The organism is Lentibacillus amyloliquefaciens, from assembly GCF_001307805.1.
GTDB classification, from domain to species: domain Bacteria; phylum Bacillota; class Bacilli; order Bacillales; family Amphibacillaceae; genus Lentibacillus; species Lentibacillus amyloliquefaciens.
This window is the reverse complement of the sequence record NZ_CP013862.1, coordinates 2,403,356-2,423,243: the sequence shown is the minus strand read 5'-3', so window position 1 is coordinate 2,423,243 and position 19,888 is coordinate 2,403,356. Positions and strand designations below refer to the sequence as shown.

The window sequence follows — 19,888 nt, the reverse complement described above, 5'->3', positions numbered from 1 at the left end:
ATCAGAGACACCTCCAGCCCTTATTATTCCAAAACTGTAAATTGTTATTCGAAATCATCGCAGCCGGAGTTGTCAGTCGTCTTTTCGGAGATTGGTGTTCATCGATTCTTCCACTTTTTTGTAATACAGATAATAACCGATCCAAAACAGGACGTAAATGACGATAAAAACTAAGAAGCTCAATAGAATAGCTGATAAGGTAAATGGAATCCATTTGGCAATAAACAGCGCGATGATAAAGTAAACGGCAATCGACATGATGAAGTGGATGACCGTTGCTTTCAATTCACTCCACCCGTTATCCTCAAAGATGAACGATGCCAAACCAAAATAGATACCAAGAATAAAGGAACAGAGCATATAAATCCATATTTGCGAAACGGAAACATCTGTATCAGTAAAATTCACAATCGTAAGTGCAATGAATGTAATAATACCACCAAAAGCTATCCCCATTAAGCTTCTCCTGATTGCTTCAACGATCATCTGACTGCCCTCCCATCGCCAACCTGTTTTTGATTGGTGCCACATATTTTCGTGTAATATATTCTTTATTTCCGGAGTGGAAGTAAACACAAAGGTTTCCGTTAAATGACAATTCAAAGCGCTCAATTTGATTAAGGTTGCCAATTACAGATTTGGAAAAGCGCATGAAGTCATAGGGGGCTAACATATCTTCCACTTCAAAAAGTTTCATTCGTATCTCCACTTTTCGATTACTAATACACGCAAAAATTCTCCTTTTTTCAGCATACACAAAATCAATATTGTTAGGGTCAAGCAGAACGGTTTGATCGGATTCAACCCCGAATAACCGCTGCCGGTTTTTTCGTTTAATGATAGCAACGATTTCTTCCAGTTCCTCAGACCATTCATTCGTTTGAATGGAGATGGATGGTTCCGTGTGCTTATCATCGATATCGATGTTTACTTTCATCATCAACCCCCCTGTTTTCTCTATCCCTTTGCCCGTTTTAAAAAGTTCGGGTAGCCTAACAAGGCTGCTATAAATCCTGACAGGCCAAATCCTGAGAGAATAAGGGATATCTGTAAAAAGTCAGCAAATTGCAGCGTGCCTGCCATAGCATCCTGAAAAGCCTGGTGTCCCCAGTACTGTGGTAGAAATGCGCTGATTGTCTGGAGGATATCCGGCATCATGTCCACCGGCATCCAGAGTCCGCCAAGCATTGCCCCGCCCAGAGCGATGACTTGTGTCAAGGCAATCCCCATATTATTGGTTTTGACAATCACAGCAAGCGCCAATCCAATTCCTGTGACCGTAAAAGTTAACAGTACGGATAAAAACAATAAATATACCGGCTGCTCCAGTGGAATATCATATACTGTTTTTCCAAATAAAAGCAATATCATAATTTGTATCATCACTATATATATGAAAGGGATCCATTTTCCCAATATATATAAATACGGTGACAGCGGTGTGCTGGCGATTCTGGCAACCATGCCTTTGTCCCGGTCTTTAATAAACGATTCTGTCATTGATATCATAATAAAGAAAACAAACATAATTGTATACCCCGGGACTATAGATGAAATGACTTGCCGGCTTTCTGTTTCGCCTGCCCCGGATGTGAAGACAGCAATAAATAATACAGTAAATACAATCGGCAGTATCAACGTCCAAAATAATAGGCCGCGATCCTGGAGATTTTTTTTCAATTCCAAACTCGCAATGGCATTCATCTGATATCCTCCTTTATTTGGTGGCTAATCCCTCAGTTGGGTTCCTGTTAATGCAAAGAAAACCTCTTCCAGACTCGGCTTGGAAAGTTCCAGCCGCTCTAGCCTGCAATCCTTCATCCTGCTGAAATCGATCAGTTTTTCCATTACTTTAAGTGGGTTGCTTGTTGTTATTAAATAGCCATTATCTTTGCTTGTGACTGAACCATATTGATCAATATCATCAGGGAGACCATGTTGCCCTTTAACATAAACAGCAGGAATAGCATATTTTTGCAGCAGACTTTCAACCGGGCCGTTTTCCACAATTTGTCCATGATCCATAAATGCTGCTTCATCACATATTTGCTCGATTTCTTCCATGTAGTGGCTGGCATATATAATGGTACAGCCGTTTGCTTTAAGCTGCTCAATCATTTGAAAAATGTACTGGCGTGATTGCGGGTCGATACCAACAGTTGGTTCATCCGTGATGATCAGCCTAGGCTTGTGCATGAGCGCACACCCTATATTTAATCGCCGCTTCATTCCACCTGAGAAGGTCAGCACCTTGTCTTTTCCGCGGTTCTCAAGACCTATTTCCGATAAGACCTGATTCGCCCGCCTATTTAATACTTTTCCGTACAAGCCGTAAAGTTTGCCAAAAAAATACAGATTATCGTATGCTGTTACCGTTTCCTCCAAAGAAATCTCTTGCGGGACATAGCCGATTTGGAGTTTGTTATTGGAAAACTGAACATGCCCATCAAAATTATGAATGACCGATGCGATAATTTTGATCAATGTTGATTTACCTGCCCCGTTTGGACCGACAAGCCCGTAACAAATTCCTTCAGGGATGTGTAATGAGACATTTGACAATGCATGATTGCCAGCATAGGATTTATTAATATTGTTTATAGTCAGCAATACAAGCACCTGCCTTTCGTTGTTTTCTTGATTATGGCAAAAAACCGCATTAATGTCGCCGGAATTTGTATAACACATTGGATTTTATGTTTGAAATAACATAAATGCCGTATGTAAATAAAAAATCATCACCCATAATAATGAGTGATGATTAAGGAAAAATTTGGTTGAGTCAAACGCATTATGCAAGCTATGAGAGCAATCGCTTGATTTTTCCGAAGAAGGATTCATTTGTTTCAGTGTTTTCTTTCGTTTGGTTATCTGTACTATCATCAATAAAAATATCTTCTTTCTCAATCGCATAATCATACGCAAGGACGGCGCCGATGTCTGTATCGGCATCCTCATTGGTGACTTCTGTATAAGGAATATTGTATTTATTGGCCAGATCTTTTTCTTCCTTCAAAAATTTATGTGACACATCACCGTTCATAAACAGTTTGGCATCTTTGTTTTCTTTCATTGCCTGATCGAGGTGTGCCAGTCCTTTATCTGACATGACCTGTCCTTTTGTAAGCGCGATCACAATGCGTTCTCTGATTGTTCCCAGGAATTGTTTCCGTTCAGATCGTTTCGTTTGCCGGGATCCGTACATCCCTTCCGTCAAATAGTCATCAACATTCTTTTTCGCCATGCTTGCCACCTTCTTTTTTAGGTATTCATATGATATTTTAAACGATGACTGACTCTTAGGCAAAATTGCGGTTTTAAAATGAAAGAAAGTGCCCCAGGGGGTCGGGGGCACTTTCCTCAAGTCTGACTTCCCGGCTTCTGACCTCTGAAAAGACGAGGTGGCAGCCGGGTTTTTATCAGGATCTATTGTTTTTTACGCGTTTTTCAGCTGCACGTCTTCTGACTTGAGCTATTTTGTCGTTGTGATCACCAAATTCCTCGGAAAACTCAACTGCTTTGCTGTCCGTTTTCGCATATTGCGGCGTTTGTGCCAGACGAGCTCTTCCTCTGCGATTCGTGCGATGTTCATCTCTTCCCATACAATCCACCTCAATCAAAATGGCTTCGCGGATAGTATGTGCGAAAAACACCGATATTATCCCGCATGTAAAGGACAGTAACCCGCCTGAGAACGGCGGTTAACTGTCCCTAAATGTCCGATTCTGCTCTACTAATATTCAGTGGGAAAGAGCATCCCACTGAATAAAGTTTCGCTTTATCCCGCATGTAAAGAACGGTAACCCGTCTGAGAACAGTGGTTAACTGTCCTTTAATGCCTGATTCTGTTCATCTAATCATTTAAAGAAATAAAAACCAATTTATCTGAATGAAGTTTCACTTTATTAGCGCCGGTCACCGCCAAACAGGTTATATAATCCGCCGGCAATGCTTCCTTCACCTTTGTCAGAACCGCCCTCCTGAGGGGCTGAAGCAAACACTCTGCTGGCGAGACGGCTGAACGGCAGTGATTGCACCCAAACTGTACCAGGGCCGCGCAATGTTGCAAAAAACAGTCCTTCTCCACCGAATAAAGCTGTTTTGACACCGCCGACAAATGCGACATCATAATTGATATCCTGTGTCATCGCAACGAGGCAGCCTGTATCAACCCGAAGTGTCTCGCCGGGTGCGAGTTGTTTTTTATGCATGGTTCCCCCGGCATGGACAAATGCCATGCCATCACCTTCAAGCTTTTGCATAATAAAGCCTTCACCGCCGAAGAAGCCGACGCCTGCTTTTTTCTGAAATTCAACCCCGACCGATACACCTTTGGCAGCAGCGAGAAAAGCATCTTTTTGGCAAACCAGCTTGCCATTCAGCTCGCTTAAATCCATTGGCATAATTTTACCCGGAAATGGTGAAGCGAAGGAGACGTGTTTTTTGCCGGTTCCATCATTTGTGAATGTGGTCATAAACAGACTTTCCCCGGTAATGACACGTTTTCCGGCACCGAGCAGTTTTCCCATAATCCCGCTGCCCTGGTTGGAAGCTCCATCACCAAATATCGTTTCCATTTGGATTTCTTCATCCATCATCATAAGACTGCCCGCCTCGGCAATCACCGTTTCCTGCGGGTCGAGTTCAACTTCGACGAATTGCATGTCATCCCCGTGGAGTTCGTAATCAATTTCATGGTTATTCACGTTTTCCATCCCCTTTTACAGTGTTAATAACTAATACGTGGAAAATCCTGAAAAGATTCACCTATGTATGAAATAATTATATGTCTTTTTCATATACTACGAAAGTATACTTATGTATAAACTTTAATGGAAAAGAACTTGACAGGAGGATTTCGATGCCACTGAATATCACCCAGAAATTGATAAAGGACCATCTTGTCACCGGTGAAATGACCCCTGGTGAAGAAGTTGGGCTGAAAATTGATCAAACATTGACACAGGATGCAACCGGAACGCTGGTCATGCTGGAGCTTGAGGCAATGGAATTGGACAGGGCAAAGACTGAGGCTTCAGCACAGTATGTCGATCACAATCTAATTCAGGAAGACAATAAGAACCCTGATGACCATCTGTTTCTGCAAAGTGCAACAGAACGGTTTGGCCTGTATTATTCCAGACCGGGAAATGGGGTTAGTCATCCCGTACATATGCAGCGGCTGGCTAAGCCCGGGAAAACGCTGCTTGGTTCTGACAGCCACACATGTGCCAATGGGTGTATGGGGATGCTTGCGATGGGGGCAGGCGGGATTGATGTCGCGATGGCCATTGCCGGTGAACCATTTCATGTGAAAATGCCGAAAGTATGGGGCATCAAACTGACAGGCGAGCTGCCTTACTGGGTCAGTGCTAAAGATGTCATTCTTGAGCTGCTGCGCCGGCATGATGTTAAAGGCGGGGTCGGATTTGTGATGGAGTATTTTGGCCCGGGAGTTGAGAAGTTAAGTGCCATGGATCGTCACGTGATTGCGAATATGGGTGCGGAACTTGGCGCAACAGGCTCGATTTTCCCATCTGATAAAGAAGTGAAGCGATTTTTGAAAGCGCAGGGCCGGGAAGATGATTGGATTGAACTGGAGGCCGATAAAGACGCATTGTATGATGTGTTGGAAGAAGTTGATCTGTCTGAACTGGAACCGCTTATTGCCAAACCATCCAGCCCGGGAAATGTTGTCCCTGTGAGAGAACTGGCAGGCAAACCGATTTACCAGTCATATATTGGGTCATCTGCAAACCCGGGGTATCGGGATTTTGCGATAGCGGCAGAAATGGTTGATGGCGAGCAGATTGCTGATGGCGTGTCATTTGATATTAATCCGACATCACGTCAAATGCTGACTGATCTGGTAAAAGAAAGCCATGTTGCAAGCCTCCTTCAAGCCGGTGGACGAATGCATCAGGCAGGGTGCAATGGCTGTATCGGGATGGGACAGGCGCCGGCAACAGGCCGAAACAGCTTGCGCACGACACCGCGGAATTTTCCCGGCCGCTCCGGGACGAGAGAAGACAGTGTTTTTCTATGCAGTCCGGAAACGGCAGCTGCATCAGCATTAACAGGGAAAATAACCGACCCGCGCACAATCGAAGCAGATTATCCCAAAATTAAGGAACCAAAGCACGCAACGGCGAATATGAATCTCTTGGATGCGCCATTGCCATATGAACAGGCAACAGAGGTAGAACTGAATAAGGGACCGAATATTGCTTCAATTCCTAAAATGGATGCCATGCCTGATCATATGGAGCTGCCGATTCTTTTGAAAATGGCCGATAATATATCGACTGACGAGATTTTGGCTGGTGGCGCCCGTGTGCTTCCATACCGGAGCAATTTGCCGGAAATCAGCAAATTTACATTTGAAATTATCGACGATACGTATTATAAGAGGGGGAAGACAACGGTTGATGAGGGAGGTCATGCCCTTGTCGGCGGTTTTAACTATGGTCAGGGGTCCAGCCGTGAGCATGCCGCACTTGCACCGAGATATTTGGGCTTGCGCGTGGCACTTGTAAAGGATTTCGCACGCATCCATTGGCAGAACCTCGTGAACTTCGGTGTGCTGCCGCTGACATTCGTTAACGAGGAAGATTATGATTTACTCTCGTCCGGTGATACCCTTGTGCTTACCGATTTACGGAATAAAATTCAGCAAGGGAATGAATTTTCAATTGATGTCAAAGATAAGAATGAACAAATCAATGTCAGACACAGCCTTTCCGAACGTCAAATTGAGATCATGCTGAAAGGCGGCATTATCAATTGGGCAAAAGACCGTCAGCAGTTAGGAGGATAAATCATGGCTCGCGATAATATGTGCAAAGCCTGTGAGGGTACAGGTATGCTTTCTGATGATGAGGGGTGGCAGTACCAATGCAGTGTTTGTTATGGGGACGGGACACGTGATATTGAAGATATCTCCCGCTCCGCCCGCATCATGTCCGTCGATGAAAACAATCGTCTGCTCGACTGATATGATTGGCCAAAGTGTCAGAGCAAATAACTTAAAAACACGATAAAGAAGGAATCGGTTGTTTTACCGATTCCTTCTTTTTGACCTCGCTTAAGTTAGTGCGGCATTGTTCCCTGGCTTGGTGCATAGCTTTGCTGAAATGCCTGCATATCCTGCTGCTGCAGTTGAGGCACTTGGTAATATTGATTTTTGTTTTGATAAAGGAATACTTCATAGGCCATTTCAATTAAGTTTGGAACGCTGTCTGCCAGCACACGACGCATAACGGGATTGGTCATCTCCAGCGAAGCACTTGTAAATGCTGTTGCAGCTGATTTCAGCGAACCCATCATAAAGCCGGAAATCTTCTCGTCATTGATTTCACTCACCGACTGAACAGGTGTTGACGGCTGTGACGGAGGCTGCATGCCATACGTAACAGTATTGTTCTGGTCCATTTTATAGGACTGGGTATCGACAGCCGGATCCTGTCCGGATTGATACGTATCAACGATGGTGTTATACAGCTGGTTGCAGAAAGCGCGGTGCTTTTGTGACATTGTCTGCAATTCCGGATCCTGAATATATTGGTCGTAGAGTACGCATTGATCCATGGCACCTGTCAGTGATGATAAAGCTTCATGTCCATCAAACATGTCATGTCCGCCATAATGCTGCTGCGGTGGCAGTTGCGTCGTGTCCGTAAAATTTTGCTGCTGGTTTTGCATCAACATAACCTCCTAAAAGTATTCACTGTTATTTTGGTATGAAATTGGCTCATTATGTATCGAATAGCCGGTTTGTTATTGCCATTTTTTATAAAGTGGCGTTTAATTTTGGTGTTTTGCACCGAGCATACGCGAAGGTGCAAAACATCAAAACGATCGAGAAGCCCATCAAAACGATCGAGAAGCCCATCAAAACGATCGAGAAGCCCATCAAAACGATCGAGAAGCCCATCAAAACGATCGAGAAGCCCATCAAAACGATCGAGAAGCCCATCAAAACGATCGAGAAGCCCATCAAAACGATCGAGAAGCCCATCAAAACGATCGAGAAGCCCATCAAAACGATCGAGAAGCCCACCATCCACCATAGTTATGGAGCATTTTTTCAGTTATGAAACCTTCTGCTTCCCATTATCGTAGTACCGGCAAATGCAGAGGGGGATATTTCTGTGAGACAATCAGCATTTATTTTATGTTTGATTATTTTCATACTGGCAGCGGTTGCCGGGTGCAATGGTGATGCTAATAATAAATCTAAGGAGAGTGCGGCTGTGAATGGCAAATGGACAGGAGCAATTGAAATTCCCGCGCAGCAGCTGGATATCATTGTTAATCTAACCAACGAAAATGACTGGTCCGGGACCATCAGTATTCCAGTTCAGGGCATTAAAGATTATCCCCTGTCTTCGGTTAATGTTGATGGGGAAAATGTCGCTTTTTTTATGGAAATACAGGGACAGCAGATTTCATTCGATGGGGTTTTCAAGGATAACGTGATTGAAGGTGATTTTAGTCAACAGGGGCAAACGTTTCCATTTAAGTTAACGAAAGGTGGTCCTGTCGATGAAAATGATGAGAATTTCTTGAGTGTGGAAACGAATGAAGGAACACTTTACGGCGAGCTGGAGAAACCTGATGGCAGTGGCCCTTTCCCGGTGATGCTGATTATCCCGGGGTCAGGCCCGACTGACCGCAACGGGAATTCAGCCGGCATTCAGGGAGCGAATAACAGTCTGAAAATACTGGCTGAGGGATTAGCCGAAAATGGAATTGCCAGTGTGCGCTATGATAAGCGCGGTGTTGGAAAAAACCTGGAAGCTTCCATTCCGGAAAATGAACTCAAGTTTAATCAATTTGTGAATGATGCGGCGGCCTGGACTGAGTTGCTTGCCCGGAGTGAAGATTTTTCTGACATAGGCATTATCGGACACAGTCAGGGCTCACTTGTGGGCATGCTGGCTGCACAGGAAGGGCATGCAGATGCCTTTATTTCACTTGCCGGTACGGGTCGTTCGATTGATGAGGTTCTTCATGATCAACTGGAAAACCAACTGTCTGAGGCGTCATTACAGGAAGCGGAGCCAATTCTTGAAAAGCTGAGAGCAGGCAAACAAGTTAAAGACGTCAGCCAGGAACTGCAAAGTGTCTTCAGACCATCTGTTCAGAATTTTATCGCGTCATGGATGCAATATGATCCTGCCGAAGAAATCACTGAACTTGAGATGCCGGTGCTTGTTGTTAGCGGTGGCCGTGATTTGCAAGTTGCAGACAGTGAAGCGGAATTGCTTCATGAAACCAAGCCGGATGCTGAACGAATGGTTCTTGATAAAATGAATCACGTGTTAAAAGATGCACCGGAAGATGAACAGGGGAATATGGAAACCTACAGTAATCCCGATTTACCGCTGGCAGATGGACTTATGGAAGGGATTGTGGACTTTTTGAACAAAAATGGGTTTAAATAACTTTTTTGAAAGTCGTTTTCTGCCGGTGGATTGTTGTATAATATGGAGAGGAACTGATGAAGGGGGGGAGTGGAAATGGAGGATAAAAAGCCGATTCAACTGGATGAGCGTATTCACTTAATCGATGGATTTGATTTGGGTGCAGCTGAGCGCACAGGTACATATGTGATTGACGAAAACGACCTGACGCTGATCGAAACAGGACCAAGCCCTTCAGTGAAATACATCAAAAAAGGCCTCGATGAACTTGGTTACGCTTTGGAAGATGTGAGGTATATTATCGTGACACATGTGCATCTTGATCACGCCGGCGGGGCTGGCTTGCTCCTTCAGGATTGTCCGAATGCCACAGTCGTGGTTCATCCGAAAGGTGCCAGACATTTGGTGGATCCGACAAAGCTTGTTGCAGGAGCCAGAGGTGTCTATGGTGAGAGCTTCAGTGAGTTATTTGATCCAATCATCCCAGTGCCGGAAGACCGTCTGATCGTTAAGGAGGACGGTAAGAAACTTAAAATTGGCAGTAACTGTACATTGGAATTTCTGGACACACCAGGCCATGCGCGGCATCATTTCAGTATTTATGATCCGATCAGCAATGGATTGTTCACCGGGGATACAGTTGGGATTCGCTACCAACAGCTGATTAATGAGGGTATTGATTTCTTTTTGCCGTCAACTTCCCCGAATCATTTTGATCCGAACGCCATGCGTGCGTCAATCGACCGCATCCGCAATATGAGCCCGGACAGGATTTATTACGGGCATTTCGGTATGACGGAAAATGTTAATCAAGCGTTTGATCAAGTTTCCGAATGGCTGGATATTTTTGTTGATATCGGTGAAGAAACGGTGTCGGAAGGGAAAGGGTACGATGTACTGGCATCCCGCATGCTGGAGCAGGTTAAAGGTGAATTATCGATAAGAGGATTGCGGACCGACCATGATGTCTATATTATACTCAATTTGGATATGCAGGTCTGCGCGCTTGGTATCATTGATTACTTCAAAAAGCTAAAACAATAACTAAATGCCTGTCACGAGCGGTGGCAGGTACTTAGTTATTTAACCACTTTTTGATGATATGATCGACCTGTGCTTTTTGAGCTGCGTCTAATATATAGTTCATGTCCATCATTTCGGAATCATCCTGGTGGATTTGAAACATTCGCTGTGCCCAGTGGTAATCATCTGTCCAATTCGGATTCTTGGGATGTGAAACAACGGCGGATTCAAGCCTGTGAATAATCAGATCCTCGACACCGATTACATAGATAATGAGCCCGTTTTCTAATTCCATTTCAACGACTTTTTCCTTATCACCTTCCAAATGGTTATTTGGAAGGTGATAAGGAAATCTCTAATTCCTGGTGGTACCAGCTTCGGCCTTCCTTGTTAAATCCGAGTTCATTGGTAAACAATTTATCGAATTTATCACGTCCATCACTTATTAAATCGATATCATAAGTTGTATAATTGTTTCTTGTATATAACTCCACAGATAACCCGCCAACGATTATCGGATGAATGTTTTTTTGCTGGAAGTACGCTGTTAATAGACCGCAAACTTGTATCATCCTTTCATGTTTTGAGAAAGAATTGAGTTCCTTAAAATGCTGTTTCAATTCATTCAGACGGATCATAATACATCCTCCGATTACCGATTATTTTCATTTTCCCTTCTCGTTTAGCCCGCTCAACACTAGCCTTTGTGATTTCGGTTAAAGTTTTTTGTTCATCTTCTGATCGTAGTCTTGAACGCCGGATTCTTGGATTTTTAGCTCGATCTTCATTCAATTGAGCGTTAACCTTTTTACGGTTTTTGGCGATGTTTTTGTTAATCCGAGTTATTTTGGCTGACCGCATGAAAGCACCACCTTTATTTTGTTATTATAATCATTATAACCAAAATTTTGGTTTAATGTTCGATACAATTTGAAAATCATAAAAAAGCTGCTTTCTAAAAGTCCGTTGTTTTTGACATAAAATCCATAAAGTGAAACTTCATTCAGCGGAGCGCACTTTTCCGCTGAATGTTAGTTGAACAGAATCGGGCATGGGCCGGAAAACAGATACATAGGCGCGAGAGGAGAAACATGGGCTCGAGAACGGAAATATCAGCCCGAGAATAGAAATATGGGCTTCAATGACATCACTTGCAACACGACGAGGGCCATGTATATTCCAGCTGAGTCGCTAGAGAGGCTCACGAAATATCTGTGTCGCAGTTTACATCAACTGCACGATTAAAGAACAACAAAAGTTAAGAAAATAGCCTAAAAATAAAAAAGCCAGGTCTTACCCGGCTTATTGCTTCTTTGCAATTTTTAAGGCGAATATGCGGTACAAGCTTTTTCATATTTAAGGGCTCTTCCGCTTTTAATTTGGCTCAAACTGTCACAAAATCTGAAGTTCACAATATTTTCGCTCAAGTTCACAACAATTAATCCCCGTCTTCCGTTCGCATAAACGTCAGAACTGCAAACAGTGCAAAGCTCAAGAGCAGAATCGAGCCGCCGACAATAAAGAAAACCGTCACCAATCCATCAGCGAGGCCAAACGGACGAATATAATAGAGCCACATACCGGCAGTCAGACCGATTGAACCGATAATTGCTGAGTAGACATGCAGTGTGGCGATGATCGTTTTGGCCGGGGTGAAGATTTTATAATAAACAGCCCAGGCAAATAGCGTCAGCCAGCCGACAACCAGGATGTGGGCGTGCACGGTCTTAAACGCCAGGCTGCCTGCACCTGCCATATGTGAACCGATGAAAGCACCCAGCAGGGCGAATAAAGCGGAAAATCTAAGTAAAACTTTACTGTGTCTTTCCAATAGTAACTCTCTCCTTTTGTTAAATAAACAAACTGTCATTCGATATCTATGTTAAGTATATGGCATGCGTATGAACAGAAGATGAACACACTATTTCAATTCATGTATTACATAGATTTTGCCTTTTGAGGATACATCTTAAATAATTCATTTTCAATTTTTGAAAAGGCGCCTTCCATATCGGTGGTTTCAAAGATTTTTGTTTTGTCTTTCAGATATTTTTCGAACATATGTGTATATTTCGGATCATAGTAATATTCAAGCAGCAGCCGGATAGCCTGGTGATAATTTTCTTCCTTTAAATCCTCATCAATCTGTTTGGCAACTGGTGTATGAATGCGTTTTTTGATACGATCGAATGCTTCGATGAATTTTTCCGGCTGATTCCAGGGCTGGTAGTCGTCCAAAATGTTCCGGACACGTTGTTCCACCGGCAGATTGATGAACAGCTGTGTGCTTTGTTCTTTCTTATCAAACAAAAATTCAGGCATTGTGACTTTGCCGATCCGTTTGCTTTCACCTTCAATTAAAACAAACGGCGCATCCCGCAATTTGCGCATTGATTGCACAAGCTGGGACTCAAATTCTTTCTGGATATTGGGTTCAACCCCGATGTGTCCGAAAATGGAACCTTTGTGCCCGGCCATTCCCTCAAGATCGATGACCGGATAACCTTTTTCAGCCAGTTGATGAAGAAGCGTTGTTTTGCCTGTTCCGGTATTGCCGTTCAACACAACAATATCAGGCGGGAAGTCGGCTTTTTCCAGTTCGCTCACGACCCATTGGCGGTATGCCCGGACGCCGCCTTGAAGACGGGATACATCAATTCCCATTAAGTCAACGACTGTGGCGGCCGTTTTGCTGCGCATGCCGCCCCGCCAGCAGAACACAGTCTTTGGTGTATCAATCTCCTGAAACCTGGCAATGAATTCGGGAAGTTTGGCAGACATGATTTCCAGGCCGCGTTCTTTCGCCGTTTCTTTGCCGACCTGTTTATAAAGCGTGCCGACTTCAGCACGTTCCTCATCTGAAAACACCGGAATGTTGATGCTGCCCGGTATGGTTGTTTCGTTATATTCTTTCGGTGAACGCACATCAATGATCGTGTGGTTTTCGTTATGCTGTTGTTTAAGCAATTCTTCTAACGTTATGTCATGAAACATACTGTCATCACTTCCTGACTAATTGACTGTAATATGACCATTATTGCCATCTGAAATCTCACCTATAATTTCTGCTTCCACACCTTTTCTCTGCAATTCAGCAAGGAGAGATTCGGCATCACTGCTGTCTGCTGAAATGAGCAGTCCACCCGAAGTAATCGCGTCACACAGTATATATTGATCCAGCTGATCAAGCTCTTCCGAGAACGATACAATGTCTTTTATGTGGTTAAAATTACTTTTTGTGCCGCCAGGAATGACACCGCCCTCAGCAAGTTCTTTCACACGCGGGAGGACAGGGACTGATTTTGAATCAATCTGTACTTCCACATTACTTCCAGCTGCTATTTCTGAAGCATGGCCGAGTAAGCCGAACCCGGTCACATCAGTGCTGGCATTGACTGTGAAATCGTTCATCGTTTCGGAAGCAGTTTTGTTCAACGTTGTCATAACGCGTGTAACCCGGTCAATTTCATCCTGGTTCAGCAAATCCCTTTTCAGGGAACTGCTCATGATGCCGACGCCGATTGGCTTTGTCAAAATCAGCTTGTCCCCTGGCTTGGCGCCGGTATTCGCTTTGATCTCGTCCGGGTGAACGGTTCCTGTAACAGCAAGGCCAAACTTTGGCTCCTGGTCATCGATCGAATGACCGCCCACAAGTGAGACACCGGCTTCTTTCAGTTTATCACCTGCACCACGCAAGATTTCAGCCAGTATGCTTTCATCCAATGTTGTGATAGGGAACGCCACGATATTCAACGCTGTAATCGGTGTTCCGCCCATGGCATACACATCACTGATGGCATTGGCGGCAGCTACCTGACCAAAATCATATGGATCATCGACAATCGGTGTGAAAAAGTCGACGGTCTGCACGAGTGCAAGATCATCGGTTAACTTATAGACGCCCGCATCATCACTTGTATCAAGCCCGACAAGTAAATTAGGATTCGTGACTGATTGCGGTAGCGAATGGAGAACATTTTCAAGCTCGGCCGGACCAATTTTGCATCCGCAGCCGCCTTTAGAGGAGAGCGATGTCAGTTTAACGGCATTTGGCATGTCAATCATCCTTTCAGTAAACTCGTACTGCCTATTTTATCATACACGCTGGAGATTTGCTTTTTGACAGTAAGCTGTGACCGCCTTGAAAATAGACAGCATCATGAAAACAATCTGCCTTTAGGAAAAATGGCTTCAAGGTAATCAGAATTTAAACCCAGCTATTGACTTTTAGGTGTATTAACCATATAATACATTGCATAGGATGTATTGTGCGCTTGATACACATTTTTTTGACTAAAGTGTATTAACCTATTAATACACTCGTGTTCATCTGAAGAAATGGGAGCTGTGATTATGAATGTAACATTTAATAAGCGGGACCCGGTGTATGTGCAGGTTATCCGGCATTTTAAGGAACGGATTGCGACCGGCACATTTGAACCTGGTCAGGAAATCCCGTCACGGCGTGAGCTGGCAAATCGATTGAAAATAAATCCGAATACTGCACAGCGGGCTTATAAAGAAATGGAGGATGCAGGCTTGATTACGACGGAGAGAAACTTGCCGAGTAAAATAACACGGGATGAGAATGTGCTCAAATCGGTACGAAAGGAATTGATCACCGAAGCGGTCGATGATTTTGTCCACTCGGCTCAATCAATTAATGTTCCGGTTGAGGAAGTGCTGGAACTCGTTAAAGAAAAATATGAAGACAAACGTGATGATAAGGAGGTTAAGTATGATTGAGGTAAACGACATTAAGAAAAAATTCGGCCGAAAAAAAGTGCTTGAAGGTGTATCGTTCACCGCTGAAAAGGGTGAGATCACCTGTATTATCGGCATAAACGGCGTCGGCAAGACTACGATACTGAATGCGATTATGAACCTGACACCACTTAATGGCGGACAGATCCTGATGAATGGTGAAACCATCGATAAACGTAGCTATGAAAAAATCACCTTCATTCCGGATGCGATTACCATGATGCCAAGCATGACCATAGTTGAGGCGATGCAGTTCATGAATGATTTTTATCAAAGCTGGAATCAGGAACGCGCAACGGAATTACTGGATTTCTTCAAATTGAAGGAAAGTGAAAAAATCAATGATTTATCAAAAGGGAACAGATCCAAAATTAATCTGCTCCTTGGACTTGCATTGGACGTTGACTACTTGCTGATGGATGAACCGTTCTCCGGGATTGATATTTTCAGCCGGGAACAGATTGCTGAGGTGTTTACAAGTCACCTGGTTGAAGACCGAGGCGTTATTATTACGACGCACGAGATCAATGACATTGAACATTTGATTGATAAAGTGGTGCTTCTGGATGACGGGAAAGTGTTAAAGCAATTCAACAGTGAAGAGGTTAGAGAGGAAGAAGGTAAGTCAGTTGTTGATGTGATGCGGGAGGTGTATCAGCCATGAATCGTTTTGTGAAATTATTGAACTTTGAATTAAGCCGTTTTATGAAAGTTTATCTTGCACTGATTGTACTGACGGTCATTGTACAGGTGACAGGAATGATCGTGAAAGCAAATCAATATATGAGCAGAGCCAATGAAGCCATTTATGAGGATATGATTCCGCCGGCACAATTTATTGAACAGAACGGGCAAATGTCATTTTTGGAGGTTGCCAGAAGTTTGTGGTTTATGGGACCGATTGCGTTTTGTGCTGCAGCATTAGGTTTTTATATTTTCCTGATCTGGTACCGCGACTGGTTCGGGAAAAACACGTTCATCTACCGGCTGCTGATGCTGCCGACTGCACGGCTGAATGTTTACCTGTCAAAAGCGGCATCCATCGTTTTAATGGTACTTGGACTTGTATCCGTTCAGCTTATAATTCTGCCTTTGGAAAACGGCGTATTGAAGTGGATGGTGCCTGCTGATTTCAGAGCGGATATGACAATCTCCCAAATCATTAGCTGGGATTACTTGGCAATACTGGTCCCACAGACGTTTACGGAATTCATCCTGTATTATGGTGCCGGATTCATGGCGGTGTCGATTCTGTTTACAGCCATTCTATTCGAGCGCAGTTTCAAATGGAAAGGAATATTCGCCGGAATCGGCTACACTGCCGTTTCAGTTATCCTTTTTGTATTGCCTGAACTGCATATGGTTATTTTTAACCGGAATTATTTGTACCCGCTTGAATCGCTCGGTCTGCAAATCGTAATGGGGTTAATCGTGACCGCTATGTCGATTTGGCTGGGGAATTACTTGCTGAAGAAAAAAGTGACGGTATGAGAGGGGTTATTACATGAGACGATATGGAAAATTAATTGCCATTATAACAGTTGTCGTTCTTACCATTGGAACATTTTACGTCCAGTCAGCGTTATCTGCCGGCAGATATCCGGAAGTTGTCATGAAAGAAGTTAAGGGCGACGAGAAGGAAGCAAACCCTGTTACATTATACGGACAATACAGTGTTGCATCCGGGATGAACAGTGCAGGTGTCCGGGTGACATCAGATGGGTCAACCTATGAAGGGGAGCGGTCATTTTTCGATCGTATCCAGCGAGGTTACTACAGCGAGGAAATCCGTCAGCTGCAAGAAAAATATCGCAGCTTCATGCGCGGTAAACGCAGCAACGTTGCCTCCTACTTGGAAACAGAAGATACCCTGGCATATGCCGGGGTACGAAATCAGTCTGTCCGAGGATCTGACAGGGATATGGAATTTGACATCTCTGTTCTGGATAAGGCGGATGATGAAACGACATCATTTACGATGCCGGTACCGAACAGGGCAATGTACAATTCAGTCATCATAGAAGACGTTCAAATGCTGGATGGTGAATTAAACGTCATGACGCAAAACTATTTACGAAATGGCGGAAATGCGACATACGTTTATCAGATCGACATTTCCGAACAAGAAATAACCGGAGAAGACACCATTGCATCTGCTGAAGAACAGGATGAAAACACAAATGTTTCTATGCGGCTGCTGGCCAGTTCGGATATATTGGGCGATCACAATTATGTCCTGTTCGCTAAAACGACGGAACCAGTTGTACGGCAATCGAGTAATAGACAGGGCAATGTTGCAGAACAGATTTCGAATGAAGGTGCGGACGAATATATTGTATATAATCTCAAAACGGGAGAGAAGAAATCCTTGGCGCTGCCTGAATCGTTAAAAGGTAAAGACGACCTTTTTTACGAGAATACCACACTTTATTTTACGGATGACAACATAAGTGAAATCACCCGGTATAATTTCGAGACAGGGAATGTGGAAGGAAAACTCGATATCCCTTCAGAAAACATTGATGCCATGCAGCAGGAATCAACCCCCGCTGTTGAAATAGCCAATGGGAAAATGTATTTACTCACGAGACCGAATGATCCTGCAAGTACGCAAAATTTGATTGTTATGGATACCGAATCCGGGGATGTCTTATACGAAGGTGAAGTGACAACCAACGGATCTGTTGATCAAGAAAATACATTATTGATTTATGATATGTCTGTTCAATGAGTGTTCGGAAAAAATAATGATAAGCTGTATGTGCTCACAGAGGCAAACTATCAGGGAAACACGCCTCAAAGCTTGTTTATGCTTGATACTGAATCAGGGGAACAAAGGCTAAGTACTCGGGCATCGTGTGCGGGCGCCTTTCGTAACCCGCGTCCTGCAGGCCCGAACCGATTCGGGCATTTAGGGGCAGTTAGCCGCCGTATTTTGGCGGGTTACATGCGTGATAAACAAACACCTGCTTCTGATTGGGAAGCAGGTGTTTGTTTCGTTTTTCAGGTTAGGAGGTGTGTGGCCGGGCCATCTTACAAAAAAATAAATCTTTTATCCTGGGATCCAAGTTGTTTTACAAACCATTAATTATAGTGACAGGAAGTGATTTTAAGCATTGGAAAGCCGGTGATCAAACGGCTTTCCAAGGGTAAAAATTCATGGGTATGAACTCTCAACAAGACTTGTATCGATTACTATATAGTATGCATAGCGCGTCAGGTCGTATCGGCATTTCTACCAAGTGATTGGCACAGATTATAGCTTTCCCGGTAAATGCAGGAGTGCTTTAAAATGCATATGCATTCGTCCCAAGTCATATTATGTACAGGGACGTCATATGTACTCCTGCTAAGTTTCAGTTGATCGGAGGAGCCAAGTTGAGGGATATAACCGCCATCCTAATTCATTATTCTGTTCAGACAGCACTTTCAAAAGCTTTGGTGTCGTTAAAATCGGTTAGCTCCAGGCTAAATGCAGTTATCGTTTTTCAACAAAGGGCGAGTGCGTTTAAGCAAGTGCCTGATGTTGATTGGTCTGACCGGATTCGATTTGTCTCGATTGAAAAACAGGACGAAGGGGAGGTATTGCAGGAAACCATCAACACGATCGACACGACTTATGTGTTATTGCTGAGCGGTACTGATTATCTGTCGGCTGTCTTAACGTCTCCTTCCCTTCAATTAGCCGGGAATCATTCCGTTTTAGGAACGTTTGTATATAACCGGGGCATCTCGACTCGTCAGCCTTTACTCGTTCGCACGTTATTTCTAAGACAGCATCCCTTTATGCTATCTTACGAGTTGCCATTTAAGGAGGCGCTTTTTTCAGCCTGGCTTGCTACGGTCAAATCGCCTCATAAAAACTTTCAAGAGAATCTAGTGAAACAGACCAGGAAAAACAACTCCAAGAATGTGATTGAAAGACAAAAAATTATACAAAAATATCATTTGGAAAAAACAACCTCTGATTATCCCAGCCTTTCGATTATCATGTCAGCTTACAATATGGAAGCATATGTCCAAACGGCTGCTGCCTCCTGCCTGCTGCAAAATGAACAAGCGGAACAGCTGCTTATCATGGATGATGGATCAATGGATAATACACAGCAGCGGCTTCAGTGTTATCGTGGTCATTCTCGGGTGAAAATGTTCAGCAAAGAGAATGGAGGGAAAGCAAGAGCCTTAAACGCATTGCTGCCACACGTCACATCTGATTTTATATTGGAGCTTGATGCTGATGACTGGCTTGATCCTGATGCTGTTTCCACCATCAAAAAACACTTGGCGGGTTTGCCGGAGGATGTCTCAGTACTGTACGGCAATCTCAGAAAATGGAAACAATTGCAAGATGACGTCATGTTTAAAGGACATGCCAACGGTACTGTTGTTAGAGGAAAGAAGGAACTTTTATCCTACCGCTTTCCGCTCGGTCCACGCATTTACCGCACCTCTTTGTTAAAAAAAGAAGGCGGCTTTCCGGTTATTGATTTTGCAGATGGCAGGCTTTATGAAGATGTCAGTGTATTAAACCGTCTATTAAAAAAAGGACGATTTCAATATAGCGATTTCACCGTATATAATGTACGGGAACATAAAAAAAGCATCACTAAACAAAACCTTGCCAGCTGGAATGGTTTTCTGAAAACACTCGAATAGCGTTGAGAACAATGGCATTT

24 protein-coding genes are annotated in these 19,888 nt (G+C 43.7%); 9 read left to right on the top strand and 15 right to left on the bottom strand.

Going from position 1 to position 19,888, the window contains the following annotated elements; genetic code table 11:
* Positions 1-72: 72 nt before the first annotated feature.
* The 7 genes from AOX59_RS12150 to AOX59_RS12120 all read right to left on the bottom strand — a co-directional run bounded on the left by AOX59_RS12150 (position 73) and on the right by AOX59_RS12120 (position 4,706).
* A complete protein-coding gene (locus AOX59_RS12150; RefSeq protein WP_068445908.1) occupies positions 73-486 on the bottom strand; it encodes a DUF3021 domain-containing protein in 414 nt (137 codons plus the stop codon).
* Entirely contained in the window at positions 476-940 is a 465-nt protein-coding gene (locus AOX59_RS12145) for a LytTR family DNA-binding domain-containing protein (RefSeq protein ID WP_237049262.1), read from the bottom strand. Before AOX59_RS12145 ends, AOX59_RS12150 begins: the two co-directional genes overlap by 11 nt.
* 17 nt (positions 941-957) lie before the next feature.
* Positions 958-1,704, bottom strand: coding sequence for an ABC transporter permease (locus AOX59_RS12140; RefSeq protein WP_068445905.1), 747 nt, complete (start codon positions 1,702-1,704; stop codon positions 958-960).
* Between the two features lie 24 nt (positions 1,705-1,728).
* Positions 1,729-2,610 (bottom strand): ABC transporter ATP-binding protein, encoded by an 882-nt coding sequence (locus AOX59_RS12135; protein ID WP_068445902.1) that lies wholly within the window; start codon positions 2,608-2,610, stop codon positions 1,729-1,731.
* A 190-nt stretch (positions 2,611-2,800) separates the two neighbouring features.
* Complete coding sequence (locus tag AOX59_RS12130) at positions 2,801-3,244, bottom strand: YueI family protein (RefSeq protein ID WP_068445900.1); 444 nt, start codon at positions 3,242-3,244, stop codon at positions 2,801-2,803.
* A gap of 175 nt (positions 3,245-3,419) precedes the next feature.
* The gene (locus tag AOX59_RS12125) at positions 3,420-3,602 is read right to left on the bottom strand and encodes a YfhD family protein (RefSeq protein ID WP_068445898.1); all 183 of its coding nucleotides are present in this window, start codon (positions 3,600-3,602) and stop codon (positions 3,420-3,422) included.
* Positions 3,603-3,905: 303 nt separating this feature from the next.
* Positions 3,906-4,706: a TIGR00266 family protein gene (locus AOX59_RS12120; protein WP_068445896.1), complete on the bottom strand. Its 801-nt coding sequence runs from the start codon at positions 4,704-4,706 to the stop codon at positions 3,906-3,908.
* A 155-nt stretch (positions 4,707-4,861) separates the two neighbouring features.
* Between AOX59_RS12120 and AOX59_RS12115 the strand changes: the two genes are divergently transcribed.
* On the top strand, positions 4,862-6,817 hold the full coding sequence (locus AOX59_RS12115; RefSeq protein ID WP_068445894.1) for an aconitate hydratase: 1,956 nt from the start codon (positions 4,862-4,864) through the stop codon (positions 6,815-6,817).
* Positions 6,818-6,820: 3 nt separating this feature from the next.
* Positions 6,821-6,994 carry a hypothetical protein gene (locus AOX59_RS20040; protein ID WP_169792877.1) on the top strand — a complete coding sequence of 58 codons (174 nt, stop codon included), beginning with the start codon at positions 6,821-6,823 and terminating at the stop codon, positions 6,992-6,994.
* 95 nt (positions 6,995-7,089) lie between these two features.
* On the opposite strand, the gene AOX59_RS12110 is transcribed toward AOX59_RS20040, so the two are convergent.
* Both AOX59_RS12110 and AOX59_RS12105 read right to left on the bottom strand, forming a co-directional pair.
* Positions 7,090-7,701 (bottom strand): spore coat protein, encoded by a 612-nt coding sequence (locus AOX59_RS12110; protein WP_068445892.1) that lies wholly within the window; start codon positions 7,699-7,701, stop codon positions 7,090-7,092.
* Complete coding sequence (locus tag AOX59_RS12105) at positions 7,701-8,069, bottom strand: hypothetical protein (protein WP_068445890.1); 369 nt, start codon at positions 8,067-8,069, stop codon at positions 7,701-7,703. The genes AOX59_RS12110 and AOX59_RS12105 overlap by 1 nt, the downstream gene beginning before the upstream one ends.
* Before the next feature lie 81 nt (positions 8,070-8,150).
* Between AOX59_RS12105 and AOX59_RS12100 the strand changes: the two genes are divergently transcribed.
* Both AOX59_RS12100 and AOX59_RS12095 read left to right on the top strand, forming a co-directional pair.
* Positions 8,151-9,446: an alpha/beta hydrolase gene (locus tag AOX59_RS12100; protein WP_068445888.1), complete on the top strand. Its 1,296-nt coding sequence runs from the start codon at positions 8,151-8,153 to the stop codon at positions 9,444-9,446.
* A 75-nt stretch (positions 9,447-9,521) separates the two neighbouring features.
* Positions 9,522-10,469 (top strand): MBL fold metallo-hydrolase, encoded by a 948-nt coding sequence (locus AOX59_RS12095; RefSeq protein WP_068445886.1) that lies wholly within the window; start codon positions 9,522-9,524, stop codon positions 10,467-10,469.
* Positions 10,470-10,500: 31 nt separating this feature from the next.
* Here the strand turns inward: AOX59_RS12095 and AOX59_RS12090 are convergent, their stop codons facing one another.
* From AOX59_RS12090 to selD, 6 genes are all read right to left on the bottom strand, one after another.
* The gene (locus AOX59_RS12090; RefSeq protein ID WP_068445884.1) at positions 10,501-10,773 is read right to left on the bottom strand and encodes a hypothetical protein; all 273 of its coding nucleotides are present in this window, start codon (positions 10,771-10,773) and stop codon (positions 10,501-10,503) included.
* A gap of 4 nt (positions 10,774-10,777) precedes the next feature.
* On the bottom strand, positions 10,778-11,086 hold the full coding sequence (locus AOX59_RS12085; RefSeq protein WP_068445882.1) for a hypothetical protein: 309 nt from the start codon (positions 11,084-11,086) through the stop codon (positions 10,778-10,780).
* Positions 11,070-11,309, bottom strand: coding sequence for a hypothetical protein (locus tag AOX59_RS12080; RefSeq protein WP_068445880.1), 240 nt, complete (start codon positions 11,307-11,309; stop codon positions 11,070-11,072). Before AOX59_RS12080 ends, AOX59_RS12085 begins: the two co-directional genes overlap by 17 nt.
* A 577-nt stretch (positions 11,310-11,886) precedes the next feature.
* Positions 11,887-12,279: a hypothetical protein gene (locus AOX59_RS12075; protein WP_082684198.1), complete on the bottom strand. Its 393-nt coding sequence runs from the start codon at positions 12,277-12,279 to the stop codon at positions 11,887-11,889.
* A 107-nt stretch (positions 12,280-12,386) separates the two neighbouring features.
* Positions 12,387-13,442: a tRNA 2-selenouridine(34) synthase MnmH gene (mnmH, locus tag AOX59_RS12070; protein ID WP_068445876.1), complete on the bottom strand. Its 1,056-nt coding sequence runs from the start codon at positions 13,440-13,442 to the stop codon at positions 12,387-12,389.
* An 18-nt stretch (positions 13,443-13,460) separates the two neighbouring features.
* Positions 13,461-14,504: a selenide, water dikinase SelD gene (gene selD / locus AOX59_RS12065; protein WP_068445873.1), complete on the bottom strand. Its 1,044-nt coding sequence runs from the start codon at positions 14,502-14,504 to the stop codon at positions 13,461-13,463.
* 297 nt (positions 14,505-14,801) lie between these two features.
* Between selD and AOX59_RS12060 the strand changes: the two genes are divergently transcribed.
* From AOX59_RS12060 to AOX59_RS12040, 5 genes are all read left to right on the top strand, one after another.
* The gene (locus AOX59_RS12060) at positions 14,802-15,194 is read left to right on the top strand and encodes a GntR family transcriptional regulator (RefSeq protein WP_068445871.1); all 393 of its coding nucleotides are present in this window, start codon (positions 14,802-14,804) and stop codon (positions 15,192-15,194) included.
* Positions 15,187-15,876 (top strand): ABC transporter ATP-binding protein, encoded by a 690-nt coding sequence (locus tag AOX59_RS12055; RefSeq protein ID WP_068445869.1) that lies wholly within the window; start codon positions 15,187-15,189, stop codon positions 15,874-15,876. Before AOX59_RS12060 ends, AOX59_RS12055 begins: the two co-directional genes overlap by 8 nt.
* Positions 15,873-16,703, top strand: coding sequence for a hypothetical protein (locus tag AOX59_RS12050; RefSeq protein WP_068445868.1), 831 nt, complete (start codon positions 15,873-15,875; stop codon positions 16,701-16,703). The genes AOX59_RS12055 and AOX59_RS12050 overlap by 4 nt, the downstream gene beginning before the upstream one ends.
* A 13-nt stretch (positions 16,704-16,716) precedes the next feature.
* On the top strand, positions 16,717-17,943 hold the full coding sequence (locus AOX59_RS12045; protein WP_068445866.1) for a hypothetical protein: 1,227 nt from the start codon (positions 16,717-16,719) through the stop codon (positions 17,941-17,943).
* A 647-nt stretch (positions 17,944-18,590) separates the two neighbouring features.
* The gene (locus tag AOX59_RS12040; protein ID WP_068445864.1) at positions 18,591-19,868 is read left to right on the top strand and encodes a glycosyltransferase family 2 protein; all 1,278 of its coding nucleotides are present in this window, start codon (positions 18,591-18,593) and stop codon (positions 19,866-19,868) included.
* Positions 19,869-19,888: the final 20 nt, after the last annotated feature.

Bases quoted from the DNA above. Each gene is read 5' to 3' on its own strand.
- AOX59_RS12150 (WP_068445908.1), bottom strand. From the start codon at position 486: ATGATCGTTGAAGCAATCAGGAGAAGCTTAATGGGGATAGCTTTTGGT.
- AOX59_RS12145 (WP_237049262.1), bottom strand. From the start codon at position 940: ATGATGAAAGTAAACATCGATATCGATGATAAGCACACGGAACCATCC.
- AOX59_RS12140 (WP_068445905.1), bottom strand. From the start codon at position 1,704: ATGAATGCCATTGCGAGTTTGGAATTGAAAAAAAATCTCCAGGATCGC.
- AOX59_RS12130 (WP_068445900.1), bottom strand. From the start codon at position 3,244: ATGGCGAAAAAGAATGTTGATGACTATTTGACGGAAGGGATGTACGGA.
- AOX59_RS12125 (WP_068445898.1), bottom strand. From the start codon at position 3,602: ATGGGAAGAGATGAACATCGCACGAATCGCAGAGGAAGAGCTCGTCTG.
- AOX59_RS12115 (WP_068445894.1), top strand. From the start codon at position 4,862: ATGCCACTGAATATCACCCAGAAATTGATAAAGGACCATCTTGTCACC.
- AOX59_RS20040 (WP_169792877.1), top strand. From the start codon at position 6,821: ATGGCTCGCGATAATATGTGCAAAGCCTGTGAGGGTACAGGTATGCTT.
- AOX59_RS12110 (WP_068445892.1), bottom strand. From the start codon at position 7,701: ATGCAAAACCAGCAGCAAAATTTTACGGACACGACGCAACTGCCACCG.
- AOX59_RS12105 (WP_068445890.1), bottom strand. From the start codon at position 8,069: ATGGTGGATGGTGGGCTTCTCGATCGTTTTGATGGGCTTCTCGATCGT.
- AOX59_RS12095 (WP_068445886.1), top strand. From the start codon at position 9,522: ATGGAGGATAAAAAGCCGATTCAACTGGATGAGCGTATTCACTTAATC.
- AOX59_RS12085 (WP_068445882.1), bottom strand. From the start codon at position 11,086: ATGATCCGTCTGAATGAATTGAAACAGCATTTTAAGGAACTCAATTCT.
- AOX59_RS12080 (WP_068445880.1), bottom strand. From the start codon at position 11,309: ATGCGGTCAGCCAAAATAACTCGGATTAACAAAAACATCGCCAAAAAC.
- mnmH (WP_068445876.1), bottom strand. From the start codon at position 13,442: ATGTTTCATGACATAACGTTAGAAGAATTGCTTAAACAACAGCATAAC.
- selD (WP_068445873.1), bottom strand. From the start codon at position 14,504: ATGCCAAATGCCGTTAAACTGACATCGCTCTCCTCTAAAGGCGGCTGC.
- AOX59_RS12060 (WP_068445871.1), top strand. From the start codon at position 14,802: ATGAATGTAACATTTAATAAGCGGGACCCGGTGTATGTGCAGGTTATC.
- AOX59_RS12055 (WP_068445869.1), top strand. From the start codon at position 15,187: ATGATTGAGGTAAACGACATTAAGAAAAAATTCGGCCGAAAAAAAGTG.
- AOX59_RS12050 (WP_068445868.1), top strand. From the start codon at position 15,873: ATGAATCGTTTTGTGAAATTATTGAACTTTGAATTAAGCCGTTTTATG.
- AOX59_RS12045 (WP_068445866.1), top strand. From the start codon at position 16,717: ATGAGACGATATGGAAAATTAATTGCCATTATAACAGTTGTCGTTCTT.